This window comes from Desulfoluna sp. CYM3A (assembly GCF_056829965.1).
This window is the reverse complement of sequence record NZ_CP186556.1, coordinates 3,150,333-3,176,623: the sequence shown is the minus strand read 5'-3', so window position 1 is coordinate 3,176,623 and position 26,291 is coordinate 3,150,333. Positions and strand designations below refer to the sequence as shown.

22 protein-coding genes and 1 pseudogene are annotated in these 26,291 nt (G+C 58.7%); 12 read left to right on the top strand and 11 right to left on the bottom strand.

Going from position 1 to position 26,291, the window contains the following annotated elements; all coding sequences use genetic code 11:
• Positions 1–98: 98 nt before the first annotated feature.
• The 3 genes and pseudogenes from ACOYW1_RS16165 to ACOYW1_RS16155 form a co-directional block, all read right to left on the bottom strand.
• Positions 99–587, bottom strand: coding sequence for a hypothetical protein (locus ACOYW1_RS16165; protein ID WP_482423744.1), 489 nt, complete (start codon positions 585–587; stop codon positions 99–101).
• Between the two features lie 65 nt (positions 588–652).
• A pseudogene (rapA, locus tag ACOYW1_RS16160) lies at positions 653–2,635 on the bottom strand (RNA polymerase-associated protein RapA); the annotation flags it as partial.
• Entirely contained in the window at positions 2,539–2,868 is a 330-nt protein-coding gene (locus ACOYW1_RS16155; RefSeq protein ID WP_482423601.1) for a hypothetical protein, read from the bottom strand. The pseudogene rapA and the gene ACOYW1_RS16155, both read right to left, overlap by 97 nt.
• A gap of 309 nt (positions 2,869–3,177) precedes the next feature.
• Between ACOYW1_RS16155 and ACOYW1_RS16150 the strand changes: the two genes are divergently transcribed.
• The 9 genes from ACOYW1_RS16150 to ACOYW1_RS16110 all read left to right on the top strand — a co-directional run bounded on the left by ACOYW1_RS16150 (position 3,178) and on the right by ACOYW1_RS16110 (position 10,527).
• Positions 3,178–3,525 carry a hypothetical protein gene (locus tag ACOYW1_RS16150; protein WP_482423600.1) on the top strand — a complete coding sequence of 116 codons (348 nt, stop codon included), beginning with the start codon at positions 3,178–3,180 and terminating at the stop codon, positions 3,523–3,525.
• A 42-nt stretch (positions 3,526–3,567) separates the two neighbouring features.
• Positions 3,568–3,939 carry a hypothetical protein gene (locus tag ACOYW1_RS16145; protein ID WP_482423599.1) on the top strand — a complete coding sequence of 124 codons (372 nt, stop codon included), beginning with the start codon at positions 3,568–3,570 and terminating at the stop codon, positions 3,937–3,939.
• Positions 3,940–3,999: 60 nt separating this feature from the next.
• A complete protein-coding gene (locus ACOYW1_RS16140) occupies positions 4,000–4,875 on the top strand; it encodes a hypothetical protein (protein WP_482423598.1) in 876 nt (291 codons plus the stop codon).
• 28 nt (positions 4,876–4,903) lie between these two features.
• A complete protein-coding gene (locus ACOYW1_RS16135; RefSeq protein ID WP_482423597.1) occupies positions 4,904–5,581 on the top strand; it encodes a DUF2293 domain-containing protein in 678 nt (225 codons plus the stop codon).
• Positions 5,582–5,657: 76 nt separating this feature from the next.
• A complete protein-coding gene (gene zupT / locus ACOYW1_RS16130) occupies positions 5,658–6,491 on the top strand; it encodes a zinc transporter ZupT (protein ID WP_482423596.1) in 834 nt (277 codons plus the stop codon).
• 198 nt (positions 6,492–6,689) lie between these two features.
• Positions 6,690–6,827 (top strand): hypothetical protein, encoded by a 138-nt coding sequence (locus ACOYW1_RS16125; protein WP_175469871.1) that lies wholly within the window; start codon positions 6,690–6,692, stop codon positions 6,825–6,827.
• A gap of 494 nt (positions 6,828–7,321) precedes the next feature.
• Complete coding sequence (gene hisD / locus ACOYW1_RS16120; protein ID WP_482415676.1) at positions 7,322–8,632, top strand: histidinol dehydrogenase; 1,311 nt, start codon at positions 7,322–7,324, stop codon at positions 8,630–8,632.
• Positions 8,633–9,364: 732 nt separating this feature from the next.
• Positions 9,365–10,084: a hypothetical protein gene (locus ACOYW1_RS16115; protein WP_482423595.1), complete on the top strand. Its 720-nt coding sequence runs from the start codon at positions 9,365–9,367 to the stop codon at positions 10,082–10,084.
• Positions 10,085–10,296: 212 nt separating this feature from the next.
• Positions 10,297–10,527, top strand: coding sequence for a VF530 family protein (locus ACOYW1_RS16110; protein WP_482423594.1), 231 nt, complete (start codon positions 10,297–10,299; stop codon positions 10,525–10,527).
• Here the strand turns inward: ACOYW1_RS16110 and ACOYW1_RS16105 are convergent.
• The 5 genes from ACOYW1_RS16105 to ACOYW1_RS16085 all read right to left on the bottom strand — a co-directional run bounded on the left by ACOYW1_RS16105 (position 10,415) and on the right by ACOYW1_RS16085 (position 16,600).
• Complete coding sequence (locus tag ACOYW1_RS16105; protein ID WP_482423593.1) at positions 10,415–11,293, bottom strand: DUF1638 domain-containing protein; 879 nt, start codon at positions 11,291–11,293, stop codon at positions 10,415–10,417. The genes ACOYW1_RS16110 and ACOYW1_RS16105 overlap by 113 nt on opposite strands.
• 90 nt (positions 11,294–11,383) lie before the next feature.
• Positions 11,384–12,280, bottom strand: coding sequence for a GTP-binding protein (locus ACOYW1_RS16100; protein ID WP_482423592.1), 897 nt, complete (start codon positions 12,278–12,280; stop codon positions 11,384–11,386).
• A 161-nt stretch (positions 12,281–12,441) separates the two neighbouring features.
• Positions 12,442–13,095: a cobalamin B12-binding domain-containing protein gene (locus tag ACOYW1_RS16095; RefSeq protein WP_180143309.1), complete on the bottom strand. Its 654-nt coding sequence runs from the start codon at positions 13,093–13,095 to the stop codon at positions 12,442–12,444.
• A gap of 137 nt (positions 13,096–13,232) precedes the next feature.
• Positions 13,233–14,609, bottom strand: coding sequence for a monomethylamine:corrinoid methyltransferase (locus ACOYW1_RS16090; RefSeq protein ID WP_482415681.1), 1,377 nt, complete (start codon positions 14,607–14,609; stop codon positions 13,233–13,235).
• A gap of 593 nt (positions 14,610–15,202) precedes the next feature.
• Complete coding sequence (locus ACOYW1_RS16085; protein WP_482415682.1) at positions 15,203–16,600, bottom strand: trimethylamine methyltransferase family protein; 1,398 nt, start codon at positions 16,598–16,600, stop codon at positions 15,203–15,205.
• Here ACOYW1_RS16085 and ACOYW1_RS16080 point away from each other — a divergent pair.
• Positions 16,583–16,939: a hypothetical protein gene (locus ACOYW1_RS16080; RefSeq protein WP_482423591.1), complete on the top strand. Its 357-nt coding sequence runs from the start codon at positions 16,583–16,585 to the stop codon at positions 16,937–16,939. The genes ACOYW1_RS16085 and ACOYW1_RS16080 overlap by 18 nt on opposite strands.
• 413 nt (positions 16,940–17,352) lie before the next feature.
• Here the strand turns inward: ACOYW1_RS16080 and ACOYW1_RS16075 are convergent, their stop codons facing one another.
• From ACOYW1_RS16075 to ACOYW1_RS16065, 3 genes are all read right to left on the bottom strand, one after another.
• On the bottom strand, positions 17,353–18,348 hold the full coding sequence (locus ACOYW1_RS16075; RefSeq protein WP_482415684.1) for a TRAP transporter substrate-binding protein: 996 nt from the start codon (positions 18,346–18,348) through the stop codon (positions 17,353–17,355).
• Positions 18,349–19,259: 911 nt separating this feature from the next.
• The gene (locus ACOYW1_RS16070; RefSeq protein ID WP_482415685.1) at positions 19,260–21,005 is read right to left on the bottom strand and encodes an ASKHA domain-containing protein; all 1,746 of its coding nucleotides are present in this window, start codon (positions 21,003–21,005) and stop codon (positions 19,260–19,262) included.
• 214 nt (positions 21,006–21,219) lie between these two features.
• The gene (locus tag ACOYW1_RS16065) at positions 21,220–22,566 is read right to left on the bottom strand and encodes a uroporphyrinogen decarboxylase family protein (RefSeq protein WP_482423590.1); all 1,347 of its coding nucleotides are present in this window, start codon (positions 22,564–22,566) and stop codon (positions 21,220–21,222) included.
• Positions 22,567–23,643: 1,077 nt separating this feature from the next.
• Between ACOYW1_RS16065 and hisD (ACOYW1_RS16060) the strand changes: the two genes are divergently transcribed.
• Together hisD (ACOYW1_RS16060) and ACOYW1_RS16055 are read left to right on the top strand one after the other, a co-directional pair.
• Positions 23,644–24,954: a histidinol dehydrogenase gene (gene hisD / locus ACOYW1_RS16060; protein ID WP_482423589.1), complete on the top strand. Its 1,311-nt coding sequence runs from the start codon at positions 23,644–23,646 to the stop codon at positions 24,952–24,954.
• A gap of 93 nt (positions 24,955–25,047) precedes the next feature.
• Entirely contained in the window at positions 25,048–26,256 is a 1,209-nt protein-coding gene (locus ACOYW1_RS16055) for a DegT/DnrJ/EryC1/StrS family aminotransferase (RefSeq protein WP_482423588.1), read from the top strand.
• Positions 26,257–26,291: the final 35 nt, after the last annotated feature.

Genomic DNA, 26,291 nt, shown 5'->3' with positions numbered 1-26,291 from the left:
ATCAAGGATAGAACTGCGGATCAGTGTTTATTGCGTGTGCGAAAGGTGTTTACGCCCCGGGCCCGAAAGGCCCGTAACAGACTTTCGGAAGGGGGATGTCAGGGCATAAGCAGCACAAGGCGCAGGGCGTCCAGACGGACTCTGCACCCTTTCAGGGCCGTTGCCATGGCTTGCTTTTCGGTGGGCAGGTCCGCCTCCGTGACGTCGGGGTTGGTGGCCTTCAGGGCGGTGATCCGGGTGATTTCGCGGTCCATGAAGGATGCCATGGTTGCGGTGGCCGTACGGGCAAGGGTGCGGCCCTCGGCATCCATTGCCGCGGTTCCCTTTTCCATGAGCACAGGGAGGAGTTCCCGTGCCAGCTCAGGGTGGTCGGAGAGCCAGGAAGGGGGAAGGTCCTCAAGGGGTTCTGCAAGGGTGTCGGCGATCCGGCGGGCGGGAACGACTTCTCCCTGGTGGCTCAGGGCAATGCGAAAGGGGGCTGTGGGGAGAAACCGATCCACACCCAGGCGGGCAGGGGCCACGCATTCGGGAACACCGATGAACTCCAGAAGGAGCCCGTGCTCCCCGGCCCCCGGGAGACAGGCCAGGGCCGCGTTGCCGGTATCGGATCCGAGGAAGGACTCCAGGAGGCCATCACACTGATGGGGTGGTCAGCGGTGAGGAATTCGATCTCTTCGCGTTTCAGGGCGGTGGCGCGGTCAAAGGTGGCCACCAGCGGGTTGCGCCGGAAAGGGGGGAGGGGAAGGGAGGGCTCGTCGTTCTCCTTGAGTCCCAGAAGGAGAGCCTTTTCCCCTGCGCTGTCCACCTCGATGCCGTGGTGCCTGAAGAGGCGGAGTATAAAGTGGGGCAGGGCCGTGTCGCTGTCGCTTTTTTTGACCTTGTCCAGCAGCCCTTTGATGCGTTCCGGGCGGTTGGCCGTAAGTTCCAGGAGGCGATCCCTTCCCTTTTCCAGGGTTGCCGCAAGGTCTTGGGTGAAATCGCGGGTTTCGGCAAGGAGTGCGGTCAGGGCTGCCTCGGGGAAGGGGCCGGTTCCCGTGGCCTCTGCCATGAGGCCTTCGAGGCGTGCCCTGAAGGCTTCTCCAATGGTGTGAAGGCCGGGAACGCAGTGTGAAAAGAGTCCCACGGCGTCGTACCATCGCGCGGCAATCTCGGTGGCGCTCCGGGCGAGGAAGGGGACATGGATGGTGATGTCGTGCTCTTGGCCGATGCGGTCGAGGCGCCCGATGCGCTGTTCCACCTTCTCCGGGTTGACGGGCAGGTCAAAGAGAACCAGGTGTTTAGCGAACTGGAAGTTGCGCCCTTCGCTGCCGATCTCCGAGCAGATGAGAAGCCGTGCACCGTCTTTTTCCGAGAACCAGGCGGCGTTTCGGTCCCGCCGGATAAGGGGCATCTCTTCGTGAAAAAGGGCGATTTTGACGGAGAGGTGGTGCCCAAGGGCTGATTCGATGGCCAGGGCCTTGTCCCGGGAGGTGCAGATGACGAGGAACTTTTCATCCCGGTGGGCCTTGAGCTGCTGTGCCAGCCAGTGAATCCTGGGATCTTCGGCCAGGTCGGGCATGGGCACATCCGGTTGCGTGTCGTGGCGCAGTTCGTCCCGGTGAAGGGCAAGGGACGGTTCCGGGGCGCTTAAGCTGCAGAGGTTGGGAATACGGCCTGCAAACCCCTGGATGGTTTTTCGGGTGTTCCTGAAAATGACCCGGCCGGGGCCGTGGCGGTCCAGGAGGTCATCCACCATGGCCGGGCCATCGGTTTCAGGGGCCGTTGTCAGGGTGGCGAGGGTTTTCTGCTCCGATGCGGTGAGCGTTTCGTTGTCCAGAAGTTTTCCGGCGAGGGTGGCGATGCGTCGGTGGCCCTCTGCTTCCTTCTGGTAGGCGTCGAAGTCGGGATAGCGGGCCGGGTCCAGGAGGCGAAGCTGGGCAAAGTGAGCTTTTCGCCCCATCTGCTCCGGTGTGGCCGTGAGAAGGAGCAGGCCCCGGCAGGTGCGAGCCAGTGCTTCCACGCCTCGGAAGCTGCGCCCCTGGGGGGCCATGTGATGGGCTTCGTCCACCACCACCATGTCAAAGCCAGCGTTCAGGGCGTGGCCCATGGTTTGCTTCGTTTCCAGAACGGTCATGGGGGCCAGGATCAGCTGGTCATCTGTAAAGGGGTTGGATGCCGGGTCGCGTTGGGCTGTGTCCGTTAGATGCTCTTCGTTTGCGATGCGGAAGTGGAGGTTGAAGCGCCGCAGGAGTTCCACGAACCATTGATGGATCAGGGCGTCCGGGACGAGAATCAGGACCCTGGAGACCTGCTCGGTGAGAAGGAGGCGGTGAAGGATAAGGCAGGCCTCGATGGTTTTTCCCAGGCCCACCTCGTCTGCCAGGAGCACCCGGGGAAGGCGGCGCTGGGCCACTTCCCGGGCGATGTGGAACTGGTGGCCGATGAGGTCCACGCGTCCCCCTAAGAACCCACGCACCGGAGAGGCCTTGGCCGCCAGATGATGGGATATGGCCTCGGCGCGGAGATCGAAGAGCTCCGACCCATCTGAAAAACCGCCTGTCAGACGGTCCAGGGGTGCGGAGGCGCCCAGGGTATCGGAAAGCTCCGACTCCGGAAGCTGCTGCCCGTTCCCACAGTAGACAAGGATTCCTTCCACTTCCTCCCCACCGTGTCCACGGAAAAGGTGGTTTTGCTGCGGCTCGTGACGGCGTCCCCGGGCTGAAAGGTGACGCGGCGAAGGGGGGCGGCGGCCGCGGCGTATTGCCTGGTGCAGTCGCTCTCTTCAAACCGGACGGTGACCCGCCTCAATTCCACGGCGCAGACCGTGCCCAGCCCAAGTTCCGGTTCGGTTTCACTGACCCAGCGCTGACCCACAACAAATGGATTCATCAATGCTCTTTCCTTCGCCTTGTGATAACGTCTAATGTGTTTGAGTCCCGGCCATGGCACCATGGCAAAACGCCCGATGCAATATACCAAATGGCGTCAAATATCCAGATTATTCTGCGGGATTTGTCTGCAGTGGCCGGGCGAGGTTCGCAGGGGGGAACGTTTTTTTGCCTCGGCGCACCGGGAAGTCGCTGTTGCATTTGTTGAGATTACTATTATACTAAACATGATGGATTTGCGGCCTTTTCAGGCCCGGAGATACTTACCATAAGGGCGACGACGGTCCGCCAAGAAAAGCGAGGTGAGAACATGAACAAGGAAAACACCGGCAGGAGGTTCCCCCGGACGGGCTCCTGTGCCGCAGGGCTTGGCCGTGTCCTGGCCGTAGCGGTGGTGCTGGCATGGCTGGTCGTCCCGCCTTCGTTTGCCGGGGCGGCATCGTATGGCGAGTCCGCTGGCGATGCGCCTTCAGAGACCAGTGTTCCCGAAGGGGCAAAGGAAAACCTTCCCCCCTCCAACGTGGATATCACCAAGCCCAGCAGCTCCACCGACGTCCTGATGGATGCGTACAACCGACGAATTCAGGGGGTGATGGAACAGGCCGACCCCTTTGCCTACGGTGCCGCGCAGCAGGCTTTTCTGTGTCCAGTGCGTTGAAAAATAACCCGGAGTACAAAAAAGCCCTGTAGTTTTAGCAGCATGCAGCTGGTAGACGATGGGGCTGCCGAGGGTGGGGACCCAGGCTCCCAGGGGCTTTCCTCTGATTTGGAGAACGACCCCGCCCAGTCCTACGAGGACTTTTACGAGGCGCTGCTGGCCAGGGCCAAGGCCCGGGAAACCATGGGGCAGGTCCCGGATGTCCGGGAGCTGATCGAAGAGGCCATGGCCTCCATTTCCGAAGACGGCACCGGGGTGGATGCGGCGGTGACCGAACTCTACAAGGAGATGATGGAGAGGCGTCGGTTGGTTCGGCTCAGCGTCCCCCGAGGAGGAGATCCTCCTCACTTTCCGCTTTTCTGTGATGAACCAGCGTCACCTTGCCTCCGGCGGTCCTGCCGGGGGCATCACTGAATAGTTCCCGTTGTTTTTTTGTTTATCCTTGGATCATGTAACGGACCTGGCAGGCGTTTTATGGATGTGTCACCGTGGTTGCTGGTGGGGGTCTCAGCGGTTCTGTGTGTGCCTCCGGCCCTTGAGCTGAGGCAGATGACAAGGGGAGGAGCCCTGGCCTCAAGCGGCCTTTATCTCCTCCTCTTTTTTATGAGCTGCATGCTCATCGATCGTTTTCTTGTGCCCATTCCCGTGGCTGCCCTGGGTCCTCCTCCGCCCCTTGCAGACCGGTTTGCCGTCCGGCTGGCAAAAGACCCGGTGTGCAAGGCGTTAAAAGGACATGACCCGCAACGGTACCGTGAGCTGGTGGCGGCCATGGTCTCCTCAGACCTTGACTCCATGGCCCAGGCCTATGCCTCCTTTAAGATCAACGGGATCCTTTCCCGGTCTCTTCGCGTTCACCTTCCCAAAGCATCGGATACGGCCCTTGTCCATTATATGCAGGCGATGTTAAGGGAACTGCAGGAGACGGCGTGGGAGCAGCCGGATGCCTGCCTGACCATGGGGATTGCTCCGGGGGCAGAGGCGGATCGGCCCTACTTTATGACGGGGGAGACGCGGGCCCTCTACACCGATGTGTTCATCGAAGTGCTGGAGTCCGCATCCCATGGGGGGCATCCCGCCCCCAGCCGCGCGGCATTCAACAGGGCTGTGGCGCCTGTGATGGATGAACTTCGCGGCGCTTACGGCCAGGACCTCCGCCTTCTGGCGGACCCCGGTCGGTACGTCATGGACGAAGGGGACCGGGCCACCTATTGCCGTCTGGTCACGTCGTACTATGAGGCGGTGGCCTTTCAGCCGTCGGAAGACGCCGGTACGATTTTGCGGTGGCTCTACGCGCCCCCTGCCGCCGGACGACCTGAAAGGCTGGGCAGTCAATGTACAGAGGCACGTTAACAGCAAAGAAACAAACGTAAGGACGGGTATGCCGGAAGAGAGTCGGGTCGTCAGACCGGGAAAGGCCGCAAGGCAGGTAATCAGTGATAACGGAGAAACCCTTGACGCGCCAAAGGGCTGGGAGCTGCTGGCTCCCGGTGATGCGGCGCTGACACGGCGGGTGAAAAAGGCCGGCCCCCACTGGCAGGTTCAGGAGAAACGCGGGCGAAAGCTCTTTTCCCGTGGCGTGTGGGCCCCTGCCGACACCATCCGTTCCCTTCGGGAGGGCCTGGAAAAGGAACGGGAGACCCCCGCCTATAAAAAAAAGCGCGCCTCGGACAAGGCACGTCGGGAAAAAGAGCAGGTCTCCTACGTGGAGGATTTTAAAGGGGCCGTTCTGGCGTTTCTGCGGTTTCATCCCCGTCACCAGGCGCTTGCCGAGGAGCTGGCCACGGCCGTGACCGCCCATGCATCCCCCGTGGGGAGCGGGACCGTGGCGCGTACCCGCCGCATTCCCATCGAGGAGAGGGCCAGTGCCGCCGTCATCGCCTGGCTGCGCCATCAGACAACCGCCTACGACAGCCTGCGAATTGCCCGCGTCAAGGGAGAACGGCGGCGGGTGCGGCGCCGCCTGGCCAAAGAGTCCGAGTCCCTGCTCGAAGCATACCGGCGCGGGGAGGGTTTTGAGTCGTCTCCCCTGGAACGGGCCCTTGCGAAAAACCGTTGACACAAAGGGGAACACTCCTTCAAAATAAAAGCTCCGGTGTGCCCCTTCCAACCCCAGCCGACGTACTGGAGCCCCCATGTCCACAGCGATCCCTACGAGCACTGTCCTTTTTGCCTTCGGGCTCACGGCCTTTGCCGGGCTTTCCACCGGCATCGGCAGCGCCCTGGCGTTCTTCTCCAAAAAGACCAACACCAAATTCCTGGCGGTGTCCCTGGGCTTTTCCGCCGGTGTGATGATCTATGTCTCCATGATCGAGATTTTCGTCAAGGCAAGGGACTCCCTGACCCTGGCCGTGGGCCCCACCCTGGGGTACTGGTACACCACCCTGGCTTTTTTCGGGGGGATCGCCGTCATCGGGATTATAGATAAAATGGTCCCCTCCTTTGAAAACCCCCATGAATACCACAAAATAGAGGAGATGGGGCCAAATGGCGCCGACGCGGTGGAGGCCAAAAACGGGGCGCTCCTTCGCATGGGCATGTTTTCGGCCCTTGCCATCGGGATCCACAATTTTCCGGAAGGGCTGGCCACCTTCACCGGCGCCCTGCAGGATCCCACCCTCGGTATCTCCATTGCCGTGGCCATCGCCATCCACAACATTCCGGAGGGGATCGCCGTTTCCGTCCCGATCTATTTTGCCACGGGCAGCCGGAAAAAGGCCTTCGGGTATTCGTTTCTCTCCGGGGTGTCGGAGCCGGTGGGGGCCCTGGCGGGGTATCTTGTCTTCATGCGCTATTTCAACGACATGGTCTTCGGCCTGCTCTTTGCCTCGGTTGCCGGGATCATGGTGTTTATTTCCCTTGACGGGCTGCTGCCCACCGCAGAAAAATACGGGGAGCATCACCATGCCATTTATGGTGTGATTGCGGGAATGGCCGTGATGGCTGTCAGCCTTCTTCTTTTTGCCTGAGGGCGCACCCCGACTCGACGGTTTCAACGCTGGTCATTATTGAGGGCGATGAAACCGTTTTTTTGTGTTAAATTTTAGGCAAGCCTAAAAAAATTATTTGACACAAAAACAATCGATCTTATATTGAGAGGTAACAAAGGATTTACCCTGTTGAAAACCCAATAAAAAAACAATCCCAATCCGGGAGGAGAACATATCATGAAATTTACCGAAACCGAACACAACTACATTGAAACCGATGAAGAGCGCGAGGAAGGACACATTGACGTCAGGACCCCGAACCTGGAGTGTGAAGGCCCCCTCGGGTGTGACCTCGGCATCGACGTGGCCGGATAAGCCCATTCACGCCACATGCTCCGGGTAAGGTCCCGGGGCAAAGACAATTAGGTTTTGAAAGGCGCTGCTCAGTCAGCGCCTTTCCTGTTTTGTGGCACTGCGTGGAGCGTCCACCCGCAGAACTCGGCTTTTTTGAGATGGGCATCAGGTGGAGGCCACGCATATAATAAAGGAGCAATGGGCAAGGGGAGCAAAGGGGTCCCTTTGGAAAGCAAAGGGGAGCGCAGCAGGGGATGCGGCGCATGTCAGCCGGAGTGGCCTGTGACGGATGTATCAGGCAAGCTTGTTTTAATCTTCAATTAATTCGATGAACTATCAGGGTGGTGCCGAATGCCTCAGATTGTGTGAACATATTTTATAAAATAAATTCGAAAAAAGATTATGAAAAATATTGACACAAATACTGACCGCAGCTATACATGATTCATCCTCACGTTGTGAGGGGTCAAACGCAGTTTTTTTGGATTGATTTTATATACATGTGGAGTGTGTCAATGGAATTTATCAAGAAAGCAGAGCTTAGCTTTGAAGAAGTAAGTGACCAGAAACGTGTGATCGTCGAGGGCATCCTCAAGGACATCGAAGCCCGCGGTGAAGAGGCGGTTCGCGAACTGGCCAAGAAATTCGACAACTGGGAAGGTGATTTCATCCTTTCCGAAGAGAAGAAGCAGGCTCTCATCGCGCAGGTTCCCCAGCGTGTTAAGGACGACCTCAAGTTTGCCTACGATCAGGTGTTTGGCTTTGCCCAGGCCCAGCGTGAGAGCATCGTTGAGTTCGAAAAAGAGACCCTCGAAGGCGTTCGCCTCGGCCAGAAGGTCATCCCCATGGAAGTGGCCGGTTGCTACGTTCCCGGCGGTCGTTTCGCCCACGCCTGCTCCGCCATCATGAGTGTGGCCACTGCCAAGGCTGCCGGCGTCAAAACCGTTGTTGCCTGCTCCCCCCCCCGTGGTGAGAGCATCGCTCCTGCCGTTGTTTACGCCATGGAACTTGCCGGCGCCGATATCATCATCGAGATGGGTGGTGTTCAGGCCATTGCCACCATGGCCTTCGGTCTCTTCAGCGGCAAGCCCGCAAACATCCTCGTAGGCCCCGGCAACGCCTTTGTTGCTGAAGCCAAAGCCATTCTGGCCGGTACCGGCCGCTGCGCCATCGACGTTTTCGCCGGCCCCACCGAGTCCTCAGTGATCGCCGACAAGACCGCCGATCCCATGACCGTAGCCATCGACCTGGTTTCCCAGGCAGAGCACGGCCTCGACTCTCCCGTATGGCTCCACACCGACTGCCGCGAGCTGGCCGAGAAGGTCAACGAGCTGATGCCCAAAGTCATCGCCGACATGCCCGATCCCGACACCCCCGCCACCTCCTGGAGGGATTTCGGTGAGATCGTTCTCTGCGAAGACCGTGAAGAGGTTGCCAAAGTCAGCGATCAGTACGCTTCCGAGCACGTACAGGTCATGGCCGAAGACCTCGACTGGTGGACCCAGCGTCTCACCAACTACGGTTCACTCTTCCTCGGCGAAGGTTCCACCGTACCCCAGGGTGACAAGTGCTCCGGCACCAACCACATCCTTCCCACCAAGAAGGCCGGCTACATGTCCGGTGGCCTGAACGTACACAAGTTCCTGAAGATCATGACCTACCAGGAGATCAAGCCCGAGGCCAACAAGGTCGTCAGCGGTGCTGCTTCCCGTCTCTCCCGCGTGGAGGGCATGGAAGGCCACGCCCGCGCCTGCGACTGGCGTCTGCGCAAGTTCTTCCCCAACGAAGAGTGGGACTTCGAAGTATACGACCAGACCAAGTACTAAGGGATTGGGGCATCATCGGAATATCTGATCGGTGGTGCCCATCTCAAGCTCCATCCTTCCGGGGCCCATTACCTTCCCGGGGCCCGGGAGTGCAAGCAAGACATAATCCCGACGCACACAGGAAGGGCTATGTTACAGGGATGAGACGGCACTTCCTGTGATGCGATTTTTATGTCGGGTTTACATATATTTTTTCCACCCCGCCGGGCGATGGACGCCACATTGCCTTCCGGGTTTACATATGAGTAATCCTTGATTACCGAGGCAGCCTGCGTGCAACTGGACCGTTGGCACGCGACAAGCTGGACATGTGGTGCAGGAGATATCCTGCCGGGCTGCCGACTTCTCTCCTTACATTCTGAAGAAGGCCGGAGGTACCCTAACGCCTCCGGCCTTTTTCGGTCTGGTTTCATACCGCCTGTTTCATGCCCCCACATGCATCGGGCGGATGTCCTCCCGGGATGCCTTGAAGGCGAGGCTTTTCCGATGCAGACACGATGAAAAAAAGGGCCGCACCCCCGAACAGGGTGCGGCCCTTTTTTTTGTTGTGCGCATTAAGGCAGGGGGGATACATGGGCAGGGGTAACGCATTTAGATTTTTTCCTCCGGCGGCCCTGCCGGAGGCGGCACGAAATGCGTTGACCTTGGATATATGGGGCCATTTTCTTGATTTTACAGGGGGAATGTGGTCTTCTTTGGGGACGTTGTGTGAACGCGTATCAGGGGGGCGGTATGAAACCTGTGGTGTTGGCCCTTTGGGCGTTTGTTGTCTTTTCTTCGGCGTCTGCCGGTGCAGAGGAGGTCTGGAAGATCACCTCGTTGAACTGGGAGCCGTATTCCGGGGCCTCTCTGGCACACCAGGGGGGCGCCATCCAGAAGCTCAGGGAGCTCCTCAAAAAAGAGGGGATTCGGCTGCTGGTGGAGTTCTACCCCTGGTCCAGGGCACAGGCTCGGGCGCGGTCCGGGGAGTATGTGGGCTATTTTCCGGCATGGCCCGAGGAGGTCGGGTCTGATTTTGTGGCATCTCCGCCTGTGAGCTGGTCCGAGGTGGCGGTGATGAAGAACACATCGGGTTCTTTTTCCTACGACGGCCTGGATGCCCTGTTCAGGACCCATGTGGTGGGGGTGGTGAAAACCTACGCCTACCCCCGGCCCGTCAGCGATGCCATGGCCGCCTATCCCCACCATGTGGATGGTGCGCCCAATGATATGTCCCTGTTGAAGAAGTTGGCCAGGGGGCGCCATATGGTCGCCGTGACCGATCCCAATGTGATGATGTTCCTGGCGGAAAGAGAAGGAATCGACAACATCGCGCCCATGGCCGTGGTTGTGAAAAGAGAGCTGGTTGTGGCTTTCAGAAACGACACGGAGAACAGGGCGCGTCTTGCCCTGCTGACGCGGTTGCTGGAGGAAGCCTCGGACAAAGATGCCAAAGATAAAAATAAAGAGTAACGATTCAGCTCAACATCGCCTCGGAGGCATACGCTGAATCGTAGCGATGAAGATAGCGTTGCGGATTGATCCCTGATGGGTGTACAAGGGGACAGGCCGGGCAGGTATGCGCCGGTTCAATCCGTTTACCCACCGAAAGCCTGTGGTACCGGCAGGGCCAGTTCCTTACCGACTGCACGTTTTTTTATGATGAAGGAAGGCAGTGCCCTTATATGAGTGAGACGCAAGTGAACAATCCCCTGCACGGGGTGACCCTGGAACAGATCGTGACCGCCCTGGTTGCATATCATGGCTGGGAGGCCCTGGGAAGTCGCATCCATATCCGGTGCTTCAACATCGACCCGTCGGTAAAATCCAGTCTGAAATTTCTTCGAAAGACCCCCTGGGCACGGAAGAAAGTGGAACAGCTCTACCTTGCCCTCCCCAAGACAACGCGAGCATAAAAGCAATACCCGGGCCTGCTGGGCTCCGGGACCGGATTCCTACCCCTGTCTTTTTCCTCGGCGTGATCACCTCGTCGGGGTCCATGCTCTGGCACACGCTATGTCCGGGGGGGATGCGGACAAACCGGGCATCGTCCCAGGTGCCGGAGAGCAGCTCCGCCAGGTAGCCGGGGGCGCCTTTCATGGTTTCCAGGGGCAGGTTGGAGCGTCTGGCAGCCTCGGCGGCCTGCTCCCGGTACGCTTCTCCCAGGCCGGGCCACTCGATGAGGCAGGCCCGGGTGTAATTGGCAAGGACCCCGTCTTCCATTTGCATGAGAAGCTCGGCCCGGTCTTCACCGTATTTTTCCACGTAGTGGGCAAGGCGGACCGTCCGGTTGTCCAGGTAGGGGATCACCGACCAGGTGAGCCATCCAGGGGAAAACCAGTAGGTGCCGCACTCCCGGCTGTGGGCTTCCCGGTGGGCGGAAACCGACCCCACAAGAAGGGGAATGCAGTCGTGTACCCTGGGAATGACCAGCTCGCAGCGGCCTGCAGTGACGCCATCAATCCCCTTGCCGCACAATCCGTACCCCAAAACAATGCGGGTAAGGTCCGGGTGCTCCTCTTCCACCCTGGCGATGGTGGCCCGAAGCTCCTGCTTTAAGAGTTTCGGCGTGTCGTGGAGTCCCTGCTTTAGAAAATGAAGGTCAGGGGCCTTTTCCATGTCCCTGCACAGCATCTCCAGCTCATAACGCATCACCTCACAGGCAATCACAGCCATCTTCATCGTTTGTTCTCCCTGCAAAAAACAGTGCCCCTTTCCATGCGACACGGTTCAGTCCGCCCCGGGCAGGCCTCTTGGTGAAAAAAGCTGCGCTTACGCAGCAAGGAACCCTGCGTCGGCAAGGTGCTGCCTGACTGCCTCGCCCTTGTCCTGCATGGTGATGACCACCACAGGGGTGAAGTTCTCTGCCTCTTCCCTTTTTTCGATCTCCGCGCCGGTGTCGGAGATGTAGTAGTGGCGACCGTTTTCCGTAAGGCATCCCTTGACCCGGAGGAGGTCCTCTTCGCGATTCAGAGCCTCAAGAAAGGCGTCCACCGACCCGTTGATGCTCTCCACGGTGAAGGCGTCGGGGCGGTTGTCCGAGGTGTTGAGGCTGGGCATCATGGCAAAGGGGTTTTCCATCTCTTTTTTCAGGAGGTCCACGTTGAATCGGCACTTGCGGGTCGGGAAGATCACGGCCCGGCTGTTTATTTTGCGGATGTAGGCTGTTGAGGCCTCCATCTCTCCTGAGGTGGCGAGGTCGGTTTTGTTGAGGAGGATGTAGTGGGCGTTTGCCACCTGGCGCTCGATGGTGGCCAGGTTCTGGGCCAGTTTGAGGCTTTTGATGGCGTCAAAGACGCAGAGGGTGCACATCAGCTCACAGACGTCCCCCAGCCCGGCATTTCGGATCATGGGGCCGATGCCTGAAGGGTCGGCCATGCCCGAGGCTTCCACCAGGATGAGGTCGGGGCTGCATTCGGTGAGGGCCTTGAGGCCGAGGACGAAGTTGTCCTTCAGGCAGGCGCAGAAAATGGACCCGCCGTTGACCTCGTAGAGCATGTCATCGGGTAGGCCCCGCCCGGAGAGGAGGGCTGCGTCCACGGGGACCTCACCGAAGTCGTTGACCAGCACGGCCACCTTCTTTTCCGGAAATTCATGGAGGAGATACTGCATGAGGGTGGTTTTTCCGCTTCCTAAAAAGCCGGTGAGAACAATGATGGGGGTTTTCATGGCAAGACTCCTTTTTATGCATGTCAGGTGACCGGTATACCTGTTTTTGGCGTGTTTGAAAACAGGGAAACCCGCTCCCCGAAATCCTGGATTTATCCGGTCGGGGAGCGGGTTTTCTTTTTTTGCAGGCATGGGGCAGGGCAAACCCCTTGAATCATACCTTAGGCCGCGATGCCCATAAGCTGCTTGGCCATCTCAACGCACTTGGAGGCGTCTGCGGCGTAGCCGTCGCAGCCGGACTCTTCAGCAAACTGGGGGTTCAGGGGGGCACCGCCCACGAGGACCTTGTAGTTGTCACGCACGCCCTTGGATTTGAGGAGCTCAACGAACTCGGGGATAAAGGCCATGCAGGTGGTCATGAGGGTGGAGAGGCCCACGATGTCGGCGTTGTTCTCTTCTGCTGCGGCAAAGATCTCTTCCTTGGACTTGTCGCAGCCCAGGTCGATGACCTCAAAGCCGGCGGAACGCAGCATCAGGGCCACGATGTTTTTTCCGATGTCGTGGAGGTCGTCCTTGACGGTGGCCATGACCACCTTGCCCAGCTTCTCATCGGCGTTGCCGGAGGCGAGCATGGCGGGCTCGATGATGGCAACGGCGGAGTCTGCGGCACGGCCTGCCAGCATGAGCTCGGGCAGGAAGCAGTCGCCGTTGGTGAACTTCTCGCCCATGATGTCGAGGCCGGCGCGGATGCCGTTGGTGATGAGGTCTACAGGCTCTACGCCCTCGGCAATGGCCTGGGTGGCGGTGTCGGCAGCGGCGGCTGCGTTGAGGGAGGTGATGGCATCGCGAAGGTTGTCAAAATGGGTCTGGGACATGGTGTACTCCTTTGTTTCTTACCTGATCGGGTGTTTTTTTATTTATGGCCCGGAATGGGGTTGGGCATTCCGGTATGCCGTCTGTGGTCTGCGGGGGCCAGGCCGCCGGGCCGGCCCCTGCGGGTTGTGTGTCGGTCTTACTTGATGGGCACGCCCAGCTCCACGAGGTCGGCTTTCACCTCCTCGTACATCTTCTGGTAGAACGCCTTGGGAGTATTGGTGTCCAGGTCGAAGAGCTCGGGGTAGGTCATGCCCAGGTCGGGAGTGTCCAGGGTGTGCTCGTATTTTTCAAGGAGCTTGGCCACGATGGGGCTTGCCTGGGCCCTGGTGAGCTGGCTGGCCGCATCGGCCATCTCGGTGTGGAATCTGGCCTCAAGGGGGGTCATCCCGTCCATTTTGACGCCCGCAGCGGGGAAGGGGGTGCCGGTGGTGACCCCGGAGGTGACCCCGGTGAGGATGTAGGCGGCTGACTGGTAGAAGTACTCCTTGGTGCCTGCCCCTGCGGCTGAGTAGCCGGAGTTGTAGGTGGGCAGGTAGATGTTGCGGGAGATGGCCTGTGACCCGAGGCCCAGTCCCCAGAGGAGCGGGCGTGAGGTGGAGATGGCGCCTTTGAGGGTTACGGGGAAGTTGAGGAAGTACTGGGCGCCCAGCATGCAGGACATCATGGCGTAGGCGGTGACACCCACAGCGATGCCTTCGGGGCCCCCGCAGTAGCCGCCCAGAAGGGTGCTGGCCTCACCGGCGATGTTGCCGCCGATCTCCTGAAGGAAGCAGATCTTGTTCAGGGTATCCATCTTCAGCTTGTACTCGGGGTAGAAGGCGCAGAGCCAGCCGTCGGAGGTCCGGGTGCCGCAGTTGGGGTGACTGGCCGCCAGGGTGCTGACCGGGCCGCCGGAAGCGGGAACCACGTTGAATACGGGAAAGCCGGGACGACCGGCGTTCTCGGTGGCCTTGCGGGCTAGTTTCATGTTGTGGATGCAGGCCATGACCTCGGAGGGGTGAAAGGGCACGTTGGGGTCGCCCTGGCCGTCGGGGTCGTTCATCAGCGTGGGGATGGCCATGGAGTCTGCTCGGTCAATGCGGGCATACCCTTCCACAAGCTTGAGGAAGAGGTCGTCGTTGCTGGTGTAGATGCCGGAGCCGATGTGGCACCAGGGTCGGGAATTTTCGTCGGGCTTGCGGCATCGCCACTCCCTGCGGCTCTCCTTCTCACCGCCGATGCAGCGGGGGCGGGCCGACTCGCTGATGGCATAAAGGACTTCCTCTTTGGTGAATTTCACCACACGGCCCGTGTCCTGGCAGTACATGCCGGAATTGACAAAGAACTCAAGGGCAGCCTCGAAGACGCGGTCGGCCAGGTCGTCATCGGACGAGACGGGGTCCTCGGGGTTGTACTTGATGTTGTATTTCTGGGCCATCTGCATCATGGCAGGGAAAACGACATTGATATCGTAATCGTTTTCATTCATTTCTTCGCCGTTGAGGCATCGTCGGTAGATGTCGATGATTTTCATGGGCCTGTCTCCTCCCAGAGAGAGTGTTGAGTCTATCCAGCCGGTGTCCGTACGGCCTGATTTTTACGGCAGTGGACCGCTTCCACTGTCGCATGGTCGCTGCTGGGTGTGTCCTGCCGAGATGTCTCCCTCTGAAGTTGAGGGCGAACGGGGCTGCCCGCCGTTGTGTCGCGGAGTGTCCGGCGCCGCGAAGGCGAAGGGGCTGGCCGGAGGGGCCATGCCGGGTCCCTTCTCACGTGGCTGGGCGCTTGGTTGCCGTCTCTCGGGGACGGTTTGTTTTTTTATGAAGGATTTTATAAAATAATCCCTGTTTTCTTGTCAAGCAATTCGTTGCTTAAAATAGATATTTTTTTGTTTTACAATTTGGGCAACAGAATATGCAATTCACCTTATATCAATGGTTTGTATGAATAAGTCATAGCAATGCAGAAATTGCTTAACCATTGGTCTTTGTGTGCTCTTTGTGAGTGATATTGGGGCCTGCGGCTTACCAATATCGTCAGCCGTCGGGGTGTCCTGCCCTCCAGTGTCGGGGTGGCCAACACCGGGAGCTCGATAGTGGGCATGGGTGCTGCCCGTTGCCGACGGGCTCCCTATGCTTCGCTGAGCTTGCCTTCCACAAAGGCGTTGACCGCCTTTTCCCGGTCTGCGTCCAGGAGGCTTTCCGGGGCCTCGGCAAGGAGTTTTTCCCAGCGTTCACGGGCCATGGTGCTGAAATCTTTGGCACCTGCGTCGGCCCAGTTCTGGTAGGCCTCCTGGGTGGAGACCGTGGGGCGCCAGGTGTTTCGAAAGTTTGTCACGGTGGTGGGCTCCATGAAGTAGGTTCCCCTCGGGCCCGCGTGGACGATCTCGGAGACCGTGGTGTCCTTGTCCCACTCCTTAAGGCCCTCCAGAAGGCGAAGAACCCTGGAAAAGGCCTCCTCTCCGAGCATGATTTTTTCAAAGGAGGTGGAGTTCAGGGAGTCCAGGGAGCCGAAGCAGCCGTGGATCCAGTGGGCACCGGCCATGACGGCGTGAATGAGGGTCTGCATGGTCTCCATGCCGGCCTGGGCGTCCACCACCTTGGCGTCGGTGATGCCTGCCATGATGCGCACGGGGATCTTGTAACGCTCGACGGCCATCTGGATGCTGAGGCCGTTGATCATGTTGGCTTCCGGGGAGCCGTTGGCGTAAAGTCCGGACTTCATATCCGGTCGGCAGGAGGCAGGGCCCATGATGTAGGGCGTTCCCGGGTTCACGAGCTGAAGCAGGACGTTTCCGGCCAGCATTTCGGCGTTTTGCATGACCGCCGCGCCCATGATGCTCATGGGCGCGGAGATACCGCTCATGGCGCAGGTCAGGGTGCAGATGGCCTGCTTTTTCTTGGCGTGCTCGATCATGGTCTGCAGGGGAAAGGCCGCGTAGGTGAGGGGGCTCACCGGGTTGATGCTGGCAAACATGCAGGTGTGGTTGTCCAGGTAGCCCTTTTCGCCCTTGGCGATCTCAAAGAGCTCAAAGTACTCCTGGACCTCTTCGGTGGTACCCACAAAGCTGCGAAGGGGCTTGTCCGTGTGGCGGACCATTTCCCGGAAGACGTGCAGGTGGGGCTTTTTCACCGGAATGTCCGCCGGTTCCACGGGCCACCCGCCTCCGATGTCACAGATGTCGCTGGACTGGATGAGGGTGAAGAATTTGGTCAGGTCGTCCATGGTGCAGTCGCGGTAGCCGGTCTTGATGTCGTGGATGCGCACCGCGCCGAAGCTGGGGTCTGTGTGGGGGCGGGTCTGGCCTTCGCCCACCAAGAAGGATTTCTCTTCGTTGCGGCCGTGGAACATAAAAGAGCTGGGGGCCTGTTCAATGGTCTTTTCAAGGATGGCCCGGGGGATCTTGATGCGCCATCCGTCCACCTCGCATCCCCCGTCTTTCATGATCTGGCGGGCGGTTTCATCTTCAAAGTCCACGCCGCAGGTCTCAAGGACCTCCACGGTGGCTTCGTGGATCTGGTCGAGCATTTCGTCATCCGCAAGTCTGAATCTGTTGGCTTTCAGCATTTAAAAACAACCTCCTCCTCAAATGGTGCGCGGGGTGTGTCGGCTTTCTGGGGCGTTGTTGCCGTCTCCGCGCTGATGAACGTCTTTTTTATAAAAGTTCGCAGTCGGATCCAGTCTGCGGGAACCACCGGCATCGTTGGCGGTCTGTTCCTTACTCCTGCTGGCTCCGGTTCATCCGAAAGGGTCTTCCCGGTGGTGCGTATGGGGGAATTTGAAAAGTTTCGAAGTTTTACTACAAACTCGAATCTGTCTCCCATGGTCGCCGTGGCTCGCTGGATGGGATGCGTCGGCCCAGTGTGACTCTGATCGGGACTCGATGCTTGCTTTTTCCAGTGTTTACGTGCCTTCGGCTGGTTGCTGCCGCCGGGATGACCGAGGCCCTCTTTATTCCTTTATGGCGGTCTCGGTGTTCCCTTGGTGTTTGACTATTTTATATGAGCAACAACCATGCCAGAAATGGGTGTTTGAACATCTTTGCGGCAATGGAAAGGGAGTAAAGGGTCAGAGGGCACAAGGGCGGATGAAAAGGTGCTGGGGGCGCCAGGGATGCAGCGCAATGGCATCGGGGGATTTTTGCAAGGTGGGAGACAAAAGAGGGGGGGGTAAAAATGAGGAGGGGGGAGATGGGCTCTCCCCCCTTTGGTCAGGACGGGGTGTGCGGCAGGTGCCGTGCTTCACTGGCAACGCCCCTGCGGCACATCACCTTGGGTGGGTTACTTTTTACCGAGGGCCTTGAGGACCATGTCCAGGTTCTCTTTGCCGCCGATGAAGTCGTAGTACTCGGGCCATACGTTGTCCATGGCCAGTTTTTTCCACTGGGCTTCGTCTTCGAGGGTGCTGACTTCAACACCGCCTTTGATCATGCCCTCTTTGGCGTTGGCTGCTTCCAGGATCTGGTAGGCGATCCAGTACTGCTGAGTCTCCTGGGCTGCACGGGCGATAAGCTCTTTGGTTTTGGCGTCCCACTTCTTCCAGGTGCGCTCTCCCACGAGCATGGGCTGCAGGGAGTATTGGTAGTGCACCTCGGTCAGGTAGCTCTGAACTTCGTGGAACTTGGAGGTGTAGTTAACGATGTAGGGGTTGTCCTGGCCGTCAACAACGCCCTGCTGCAGGGCGGTGAAGGTCTCGGACCAGGCCATGGGAACGGGGTTGGCTCCCCAGGACTTGTAGGTGGCCATAAGGATTTTGTTCTGGGGGATTCGAATCTTCATCCCCTTGATGTCCGCAAGTTTCTTCACGGGCTGCTTGGAGTTGGTGATGAAACGGAAGTTGGAGTATCCCCAGTGCAGGATACGGAATCCGCCTTTTTTGGTACACAGCTCGTTCCAGTGGGTGGCAAGGCCGCCGGTGGTTGCCTTGATGGCATCGTAGTGGTTCTCAATGAGGTACGGCATGGTCAGGGTGCCGAGCTCTTTGACAAAGGGTACGGCGTTGCCGATACCCACATAGCAGAGATCAAGGGTCCCGCGACGGACGTTCTGAAGCATTTCGGTTTCCGTGCCGAGCTGGCCCCCCGGAAAAAGCTGCACCTCAATTTCGCCATTGGACTCGGATTCCACCGCCTGCTTGAAGAACCGGGCACCGTAGCCCTGGTCCGAATCCGGGGCATCTCCCATGCCGACTCGGATTACCTGTTTGGCGGATGCACCCTGTGCGGTCATGACCATGGCGAATACTGCGATGGCAGCGATACATAATTTCCTGAACATCACTTCCTCCTAACGTAGTTGTTGACTCATTGCCTTACCGGGGAACCGGGTGATTCCAGGCACCCAATCACGCATCTTGCCTGGGTGCGTGCCGGGGAGTCCGGACTTCCGGAAAAAGGCCTCCGGTCCTTGGAATGCCAAGGACGTCTTCCCGTGCGGGCCAGCCCCGCACACAGGAAGGGTGGAAAAAGGTTCGAAAAGCTGAACGGCCGGATTCGAAGATCGTTTCGTGGTGGCGTGCATCACGGGCAGTCTGGATGCATGAAAACGATTGTGAATCGAGGCGGCGTGCCAGCCGAACCTGACCATCAGCGCCTGCGTGCGCTGAATCTTCGTTGAGTGCGCCGCAGGCGAAAAGGCAGCTGCCGGGAGGTGAATGGCCCGGCGTCCTTCCTAAATGGATAGCTTGATAGTGAGCAATATCCGTACCAGGGGAACATTATTTGTCCTTCGTACGGGTGTGTCGGAAGGGGTGGGGCTTGACAGTTCCCGGAGCCGGTCATGGGAAGCGACAGTGAATATGAGTCAAAACAGGGTTTCGGGCGTAACGGGTCTCTTTGGCCGGATGGCGGGGAGTGCCTGGAAACATGTGTGTTTTCAATGGCCGCCCCCAGTCGTGGTTAAGGGTCGGTAATCCTTGATGTAGTAATTCTTCTACTATTTCGAAACGCCCCTAAGTTCTGTTGCGTGGCCGGAGATTCTCGGGGTGAGGAAACGTCGCAAATTCATGGTGCGGGAAGCGCCCTGCCGATTTTGTGTGCCGTTTTTTGTCGCGGGGGGCGTCGGGGCTCAGTGGCATGTGTCAGTCTGGGAAGGAAAGAAGAAACCCGGCCTCTGGGAAGGGGCCGGGTTTACTCAGCGGGTCGCTTTGGATGTGCATTGGAAGACGGGGGTGTGTGCACCGGGGGAACTTAATCCTCGATAAAGACCATGCGGTTCATGTACTCACCGCTGAATCCCTTGTGGGCCGACAGTTCGATGTGGCGGGTGTTGCGGCGGATGGCATCGGCCGTCTCCACGGCCCTGGCTTCGGTGACATAACGGAGGGCGCCGAAGGAGGCGGCGTTGCCCAGCACCGATATCTTGTTGAGAAGCCCGTGGGGAATCATGCCGATGCGTGCGGCGCTCTCCGGGTGGATGGCCGATCCGAAGCCGCCGGCCAGGTAGAGGGTGTCGATGTCGTCACAGGTGATGCCCGCCTCCTGCATGAGGATCTCGATGCCGGCCCGTAGCGCGGCCTTGGCCAGCTGGACCTCCCGGATGTCCTTCTGGGTGAGGGCCACCTCCGGGGTGAGGTGAAGGCGAATTTCGTTTTTCTCTCCGTCGATGCTTTCGGCCAGGGAGCCTGTTGCCTGGAGCCGTCCCGTGGGGTCCATGGCCCCTTCCTCCAGAAGCAGGGCGATGGCGTCGATGACGCCGGAGCCGCAGAGCCCTGTGGCTTTGCGGTCGTCAATGACGGTGAGGCCCACGCCCTCGTCGGTTTTGAACACCGAGTCGATGGCGCCGGGCTGGCCCGGCATGCCGCAGCTTAAGTTGGCGCCTTCAAAACAGGGCCCGGCCGCAGCGGAGCAGGCATAGCAGACGCCGTTTGCGTAAAGGACGGTCTCGGCGTTGGTACCGATGTCGGCCAGCAGGAAGGTCTCTTCCTTGCCAATGGCCCCGGTGGCCAGAAGCGAGGCGACAATGTCGGCACCGATGTAGGCAGAGACCCCCGGAAGAAGGAAGGCGCGCCCGTCCGAGAGGATGCCCAGGTCCCGGGCGGGCATGTGCATCCCGTTTAAGGTGGCGGGGATAAAGGGGGCCTTGCTGATGAACTCCGGGGAGATGCCGCAGAGCAGGTGCATCATGGTGGTGTTGCCGGCCAGGGCGATGAGGCTGACGTCCCTGACGCCGGCGGCGGAAAGAAGCCCTGCCAGTAGGGTGTTGAGCTGGTCGGTCACGGCGGCGGTGAGGGGTTCGGTGCCGTGCTCCATGCTGTACTGGATGCGGGTCATCACATCGGCGCCAAAGGGGGCCTGGGCGTTGTGGGAGCCGCTGACTCCCACGGTGCTTCCGGTGTTCAGGTCCACGAGCATGGCAGCAACCGTGGTGGTTCCGATATCCACGATGAGGCCCAGGTGGCTCTCTTCGTCGCTGATGCCCACCAGGGTCTCTCCGTGGAGGACGGCCTGCCCGGCGAATCCGTGGCGGCGAAGAAAATCAGGGAGCGTGCACAGCTGGGACAGGGGCAGGGCATGGTCCCCAGCGCCGGCGGCGGCCATGAGGCGGTCCAGGTCCGGGGACTGATCCAGAATGGCCGGGGCCTCTGCCCGGAACGGGCGCTTGGTCAAGACAGGCACATGGTCGTAGGTTTGCGTGCGAAAGCGGGTCAGGACTTTGAGGTTCTGGCGGTCAGCAACGGTGATGCGCATGCCCTCTTCGGGCCAGGTGTAGCAGGCAAGGCGAATACCGGCGTCCAACTCCATGGGCGTTAAAAGGCTTCTCTCTTCGTCCGTGGGGCTGGTGCTGCAGATGATCTTGCACTTTCCGCATTTGCCGATGCCGCAAGGGGCCACGATGAGCCGGGCTTCCCGCAGGGCGGCGACGAGGGGTTTGTCTTTGGGGACCTCAAGGACGGTCTCTTTTTTGTCGTGGGAGACGGTGATGGTAACGGTCATGGTCGTATTCCTGGGGACACAAGGTCCTTGGGCGGGATTCTCGGTCGGAAACGGCCACGGTAGAGAAGGTGTGGGGCTTGGGATGGAGAATGCCCTTGCGTTGTGCGGGTGGTGCGGGCTTGGGGCTGCCCTGGTACGCCACACCCGTCGGTCGGTAAAACGAAACGTTCGAGAACGCCGCGGGGGGCGCAGGGCCTCCCGCGGCGTGGTACGGTTACTTCATAGCTGCGTTGATTTCTGCGGTCAAGGTCTCACTGGTGGGAATCAGGGAGATGTGCTTGATTTCTCCGTGAACGAGCATGGCCGGTGCGTTGGCCAGGCCGATTTTGCTCATGAACGCCACGTTTTCAGGGTACATGATGGAGCGCTCCACCACCTTGACCTTGTCGCCGAAGGGGGCGGCGGCATCGTTGGCGGATGCCACCATGTAGCCGCAGGCAGCGCAGGTCTGGGAGTCGATGGTGACCACCTCGATGAGGACGTGGTCCAGGCTGTCGTAGTCGGGCAGCTCAATTTCCGGGAGTTCATCTTTTTTGATGTAGGTGGAAAGGGCCTTGCGTACCGCCTCTTTGTTGTGGACGGCCATGCCAACGCCCACGATGTTCTCCGGGGGCACGCCAAAGGGCATGTCGCAGCCCGGGGCGAGGATGAAGTCTTTGGTGCCCAGGGAGTCCATCAGGTCGATGGCGGCCTGCTGGTTGTCCTGCTGGGTGCCGAAGAGCATGGTGATGGTGAGCTGGAGGTTGCCGGAGATGAGGATGCCGTGCTCGTCGGTGACCTTTTTGGCTTCCACGATGTCCACGTTCTCGTCGATGGCAACCGCGTCCGGGCGGGTCTTGCACATGGCCGGGATGTTCTTGGTGGCGTCGCCGCAGACAAAGAAGCTGGAGGGGACCTGGCGCTCACGGGCCTTGGCAAAGAACGCGGTAAAGGGCTCGGTCAGGTACTGCTCAAAGGAGGCCGGAGAGATCTGGGAGACCAGGGGGTCCACGGCGCCGATGACATCGCATCCCGCATCGATGAGAAAACCTGCGTACTCGCTGACCACCTCTTCACAGTAGTTGATGAGCTCTTTCACCTTTTCGGGCTGGTCGTACATGTCCATGAAGATGTTGGTGCCGCGAAGGTGGGACGCCAGGGTGAAGGGGCCGCAGACCAGGCCGTAAAGGGCGATGTTGGGCTTGGCTTTCTTGAGGCGCCTGGTGGCCTCCATGATGATGGGGATGCGGCCGTCCTCTTTGGTCAGGCGTTGTGTGGGGACGGTAAAATCGTTTGCAAGGGGGTGGCTGCAGACCGTGGGGGGGGTGTTGGGGTACCACTTGAGGTCGCATCCGAGGATTTCGGCCTCTACCTGGAGGTCGAACATCACGGGCAGTCCGTCCGGTGCGTATTGCGCTTCGGCTTCCAGAAGGCATTCGACCAGTTTGTCGACATCTTTGAAAATTTCATCGGCAGCATACCCTTTGAGGTTTGCGATCTGGGCGCCTGTGTAAGGGACCCAGGGTGTGCGGGGAACCTCTTCGTGGTTGAGTGCTTTTAAAATAAGAGATTTGCCGTCCATACTACACCTCCTGAAATCTAAACGTGTTGGCTTTTTTGGTCACATCCGACGCCGATGGGCGGGCGGTTGAAAATGTTCCCTCGGCTCGTTTGACTAAGTTTATGAGTCTTTTTTCTGTGGCCGTCAAGTTCTTTTATGAAAAAAATCTAATAAAATGTTAAAACATTTTTTATAAAATATTTTACGCAAATCTTAAAGGGGTTGCGCGGTGCCTCGACGGTTTGTGGTGCTGGAGCTTAGCTGAATATCTCCTTCTGCATGTCTGTTCTTGTGGGCTCTCTGTCTACTCCTGTCGGTCGAATTGAGTACATGTGCCCGCCCCTTCGCTGGAATGGGGTAGGGGCGTTTCGAAATGTTCGAACAATTTCGAGGCCGGTGGGCCATGCCGCTGACGCTGTTTCATTCATGGGGCCCCATGGTGAAGTCTCATGCGTGTACCCCACCGGAAGCGGCTATGGACCCGGGACGGCTTGGCTATCCGTCGATTCACCCTGAGGGCCCTTCAGGTGTCCGAGCCATTACCGTACCTTCGGGGAGGTAGCTCTTCCATGGTTCGCCTATTGGGACATTCAAAAAATGTGCCGAAAATCTCCGTAAACGTGGTCCAGCCCCTGGTGAAAGGTTGGGGAAATTCCTTTATGGTGGTATGTATATTATAATATGGGAAATCTTGAAATGTTTTTCGCAATATAGAAAGCAGGGTCGCTTATACCATTAAATATATGTGGTGGGTGGGCCATGTGGTATGATGTTCCTCTAGCGCTGTTGCTCCTGTGGGCAATGGGAGGTGCTGTCCGTAGGAAAAATTAACGTGGATCGCTGTTTCGTGTTCGGACAGTCGCCGTACAGGGGAGGGAACGTTTCGCATGTCGGTAGCATCTATTTGGATCTATTCCGGATATTTCGTTCTGAATTTGAAGCTGATCAAAATGTTTTAACGAAAGTTTAAAGAAATTTTTAAAAAGATTTTATAAAATCATTGACAATGTTCATCTGGACTGGCTAATTTACTCCATACCGACGGGAAATTTCTGACATCCAATATACAAAGCGATCTACTTACGGAGATTTTTTGCAATGGAGTACATTAAAAAAGCAGAACTCAGCTTTGAAGAAGTAAGCGACCAGAAGCGCGTCATCGTTGAAGGGATCCTCAAGGACATTGAGGCCCGCGGCGAAGAGGCGGTTCGCGAACTGGCCAAGAAATTCGACAACTGGGAAGGTGATTTCATCCTTTCCGAAGAGAAGAAGCAGGCCCTCATCGCCCAGGTTCCTCAGCGTGTTAAGGACGACCTCAAGTTTGCCTACGATCAGGTGTTTGGCTTTGCCAAGTCCCAGCGTGAGAGCATCGTTGAGTTCGAGAAAGAGACCCTCGAAGGCGTTCGCCTCGGCCAGAAGGTCATCCCCATGGAAGTGGCCGGTTGCTACGTTCCCGGCGGTCGTTTCGCCCACGCCTGCTCCGCCATCATGAGTGTGGCCACTGCCAAGGCTGCCGGCGTCAAAACTGTTGTTGCCTGCTCCCCCCCCCGTGGTGAGAGCATCGCTCCTGCCGTTGTTTACGCCATGGAACTTGCCGGCGCCGATATCATCATCGAGATGGGTGGTGTTCAGGCCATTGCCACCATGGCCTTCGGTCTCTTCAGCGGCAAGCCCGCAAACATCCTCGTAGGCCCCGGCAACGCCTTTGTTGCTGAAGCCAAAGCCATTCTGGCCGGTACCGGCCGCTGCGCCATCGACGTTTTCGCCGGCCCCACCGAGTCCTCAGTGATCGCCGACAAGACCGCCGATCCCATGACCGTAGCCATCGACCTGGTTTCCCAGGCAGAGCACGGCCTCGACTCTCCCGTATGGCTCCACACCGACTGCCGCGAGCTGGCCGAGAAGGTCAACGAGCTGATGCCCAAAGTCATCGCCGACATGCCCGATCCCGACACCCCCGCCACCTCCTGGAGGGATTTCGGTGAGATCGTTCTCTGCGAAGACCGTGAAGAGGTTGCCAAAGTCAGCGATCAGTACGCTTCCGAGCACGTACAGGTCATGGCTGAAGACCTCGACTGGTGGACCCAGCGTCTCACCAACTACGGTTCACTCTTCCTCGGCGAAGGTTCCACCGTACCCCAGGGTGACAAGTGCTCCGGCACCAACCACATCCTTCCCACCAAGAAGGCCGGTTACATGTCCGGTGGCCTGAACGTACACAAGTTCCTGAAGATCATGACCTACCAGGAGATCAAGCCCGAGGCCAACAAGGTCGTCAGCGGTGCTGCTTCCCGTCTCTCCCGCGTGGAGGGCATGGAAGGCCACGCCCGCGCCTGCGACTGGCGTCTGCGCAAGTTCTTCCCCAACGAAGAGTGGGACTTTGAAGTGTACAACCAGACCAAGTACTAAGGTCTGTTCGGCTTTGAGCCGATGGTAGACGATATGGGGCGGGGAGCGTTGGCTCGCTTCCCGCCCCTGATTTTGAGATATTCAGGAGGTCGCATGGGAAACGCATCCGTCAAACGGTTTACCAAGGAATTTACTCAGCAGGAACCCATCAGTGAAGCGTCCATTGAACGTGCCGTGGAGATCATGCGCACGGGCAAGCTTCACCGTTACAATGTCAGCGCCGGTGAGAAGGGCGAAGCCGCTCTTCTTGAAGAGGAGTTTGCAGCCTATATGGGCGCAAAGTACTGCCTCTCCTGCGCCTCATGCGGCATGGCCATGTACCTCGCATTGAAAAGCGTTGGGGTTGAGCCCGGAGACAAGATCCTCTGCAACGCTTACACCCTGGCACCGGTTCCCGGCGCCATCCACAACGCCGGTGCCGAAATCGTTCTTGTCGAGATCACCGACGACTACACCATTGACCTGGTGGACCTGGAGAAGAAAGCGGCAGACCCCGATGTGAAATGGTTCCTCATCTCTCACATGCGCGGTCACCTTACCGATATGGATCGCCTGATGGAGATCTGTGAAAAGCACGGGCTTGTCCTCATCGAGGACTGCGCTCACACCATGGGAGCGTACTGGGACGGCAAGAAGTCCGGCTCCTTCGGCAAGGTGGGCTGCTTCAGCACCCAGACCTACAAGCACATGAACTCCGGGGAAGGCGGCCTGTTGACCACCGACGATCCCGATGTCATTGCCCGCGCCATCATCCATTCCGGTTCTTACATGCTCTACGAGAAGCACACCTCACGTCCCGGCATGGAAGTGTTCGAAAAGGTCAAAAAGCTTACCCCCAACTATTCAAGCCGCATGGACAACCTTCGGGCCTCTCTCCTTCGTTATCAGCTTCGCGATCTGGACAACCAGTGCAAGCGCTGGAACGAGAGGTATCAGGTCCTTGAAGAGGGATTCAATTCAATCCCTGGGATGACCTGCCCCAAGCGTCCTGAAAAAGAGACCTACGTAGGAAGCTCCATTCAGTTTTCCCTTGTGGGACAGGACGAGACCACCATCCGCAACTTCCTGGCAGCTGCCCTGAAACGCGGCGTGGAATTGAAGTGGTTCGGTGATTCCGAGCCCGTCGGATTTACCAGCGCCTACGGGAGCTGGAAATACTTCGGCAATCTTCCGGAACTCAAAGAGACCAACCGCGTTCTCGCTGTTATGTGCGATATGCGGGTACCCCTGACCTTTGACCTGGACGACTGTCGGCTGATTGTAGAGATTCTTCGGGATGTTGCCGAAGAGACCCTCTCTTAGATCAGCAGTGTGGGACAGGAAGGGCTCCCCCCTTC

What these genes read in the sequence shown, in the direction of transcription:
- ACOYW1_RS16155 (WP_482423601.1), bottom strand. Translation starts at nt 2,868, where the DNA reads ATGAATCCATTTGTTGTGGGTCAGCGCTGGGTCAGTGAAACCGAACCG.
- ACOYW1_RS16150 (WP_482423600.1), top strand. Translation starts at nt 3,178, where the DNA reads ATGAACAAGGAAAACACCGGCAGGAGGTTCCCCCGGACGGGCTCCTGT.
- ACOYW1_RS16145 (WP_482423599.1), top strand. Translation starts at nt 3,568, where the DNA reads ATGCAGCTGGTAGACGATGGGGCTGCCGAGGGTGGGGACCCAGGCTCC.
- ACOYW1_RS16140 (WP_482423598.1), top strand. Translation starts at nt 4,000, where the DNA reads ATGGATGTGTCACCGTGGTTGCTGGTGGGGGTCTCAGCGGTTCTGTGT.
- ACOYW1_RS16135 (WP_482423597.1), top strand. Translation starts at nt 4,904, where the DNA reads ATGCCGGAAGAGAGTCGGGTCGTCAGACCGGGAAAGGCCGCAAGGCAG.
- zupT (WP_482423596.1), top strand. Translation starts at nt 5,658, where the DNA reads ATGTCCACAGCGATCCCTACGAGCACTGTCCTTTTTGCCTTCGGGCTC.
- ACOYW1_RS16125 (WP_175469871.1), top strand. Translation starts at nt 6,690, where the DNA reads ATGAAATTTACCGAAACCGAACACAACTACATTGAAACCGATGAAGAG.
- hisD (WP_482415676.1), top strand. Translation starts at nt 7,322, where the DNA reads ATGGAATTTATCAAGAAAGCAGAGCTTAGCTTTGAAGAAGTAAGTGAC.
- ACOYW1_RS16115 (WP_482423595.1), top strand. Translation starts at nt 9,365, where the DNA reads ATGAAACCTGTGGTGTTGGCCCTTTGGGCGTTTGTTGTCTTTTCTTCG.
- ACOYW1_RS16110 (WP_482423594.1), top strand. Translation starts at nt 10,297, where the DNA reads ATGAGTGAGACGCAAGTGAACAATCCCCTGCACGGGGTGACCCTGGAA.
- ACOYW1_RS16105 (WP_482423593.1), bottom strand. Translation starts at nt 11,293, where the DNA reads ATGAAGATGGCTGTGATTGCCTGTGAGGTGATGCGTTATGAGCTGGAG.
- ACOYW1_RS16100 (WP_482423592.1), bottom strand. Translation starts at nt 12,280, where the DNA reads ATGAAAACCCCCATCATTGTTCTCACCGGCTTTTTAGGAAGCGGAAAA.
- ACOYW1_RS16095 (WP_180143309.1), bottom strand. Translation starts at nt 13,095, where the DNA reads ATGTCCCAGACCCATTTTGACAACCTTCGCGATGCCATCACCTCCCTC.
- ACOYW1_RS16090 (WP_482415681.1), bottom strand. Translation starts at nt 14,609, where the DNA reads ATGAAAATCATCGACATCTACCGACGATGCCTCAACGGCGAAGAAATG.
- ACOYW1_RS16085 (WP_482415682.1), bottom strand. Translation starts at nt 16,600, where the DNA reads ATGCTCGACCAGATCCACGAAGCCACCGTGGAGGTCCTTGAGACCTGC.
- ACOYW1_RS16075 (WP_482415684.1), bottom strand. Translation starts at nt 18,348, where the DNA reads ATGTTCAGGAAATTATGTATCGCTGCCATCGCAGTATTCGCCATGGTC.
- ACOYW1_RS16070 (WP_482415685.1), bottom strand. Translation starts at nt 21,005, where the DNA reads ATGACCGTTACCATCACCGTCTCCCACGACAAAAAAGAGACCGTCCTT.
- ACOYW1_RS16065 (WP_482423590.1), bottom strand. Translation starts at nt 22,566, where the DNA reads ATGGACGGCAAATCTCTTATTTTAAAAGCACTCAACCACGAAGAGGTT.
- hisD (WP_482423589.1), top strand. Translation starts at nt 23,644, where the DNA reads ATGGAGTACATTAAAAAAGCAGAACTCAGCTTTGAAGAAGTAAGCGAC.
- ACOYW1_RS16055 (WP_482423588.1), top strand. Translation starts at nt 25,048, where the DNA reads ATGGGAAACGCATCCGTCAAACGGTTTACCAAGGAATTTACTCAGCAG.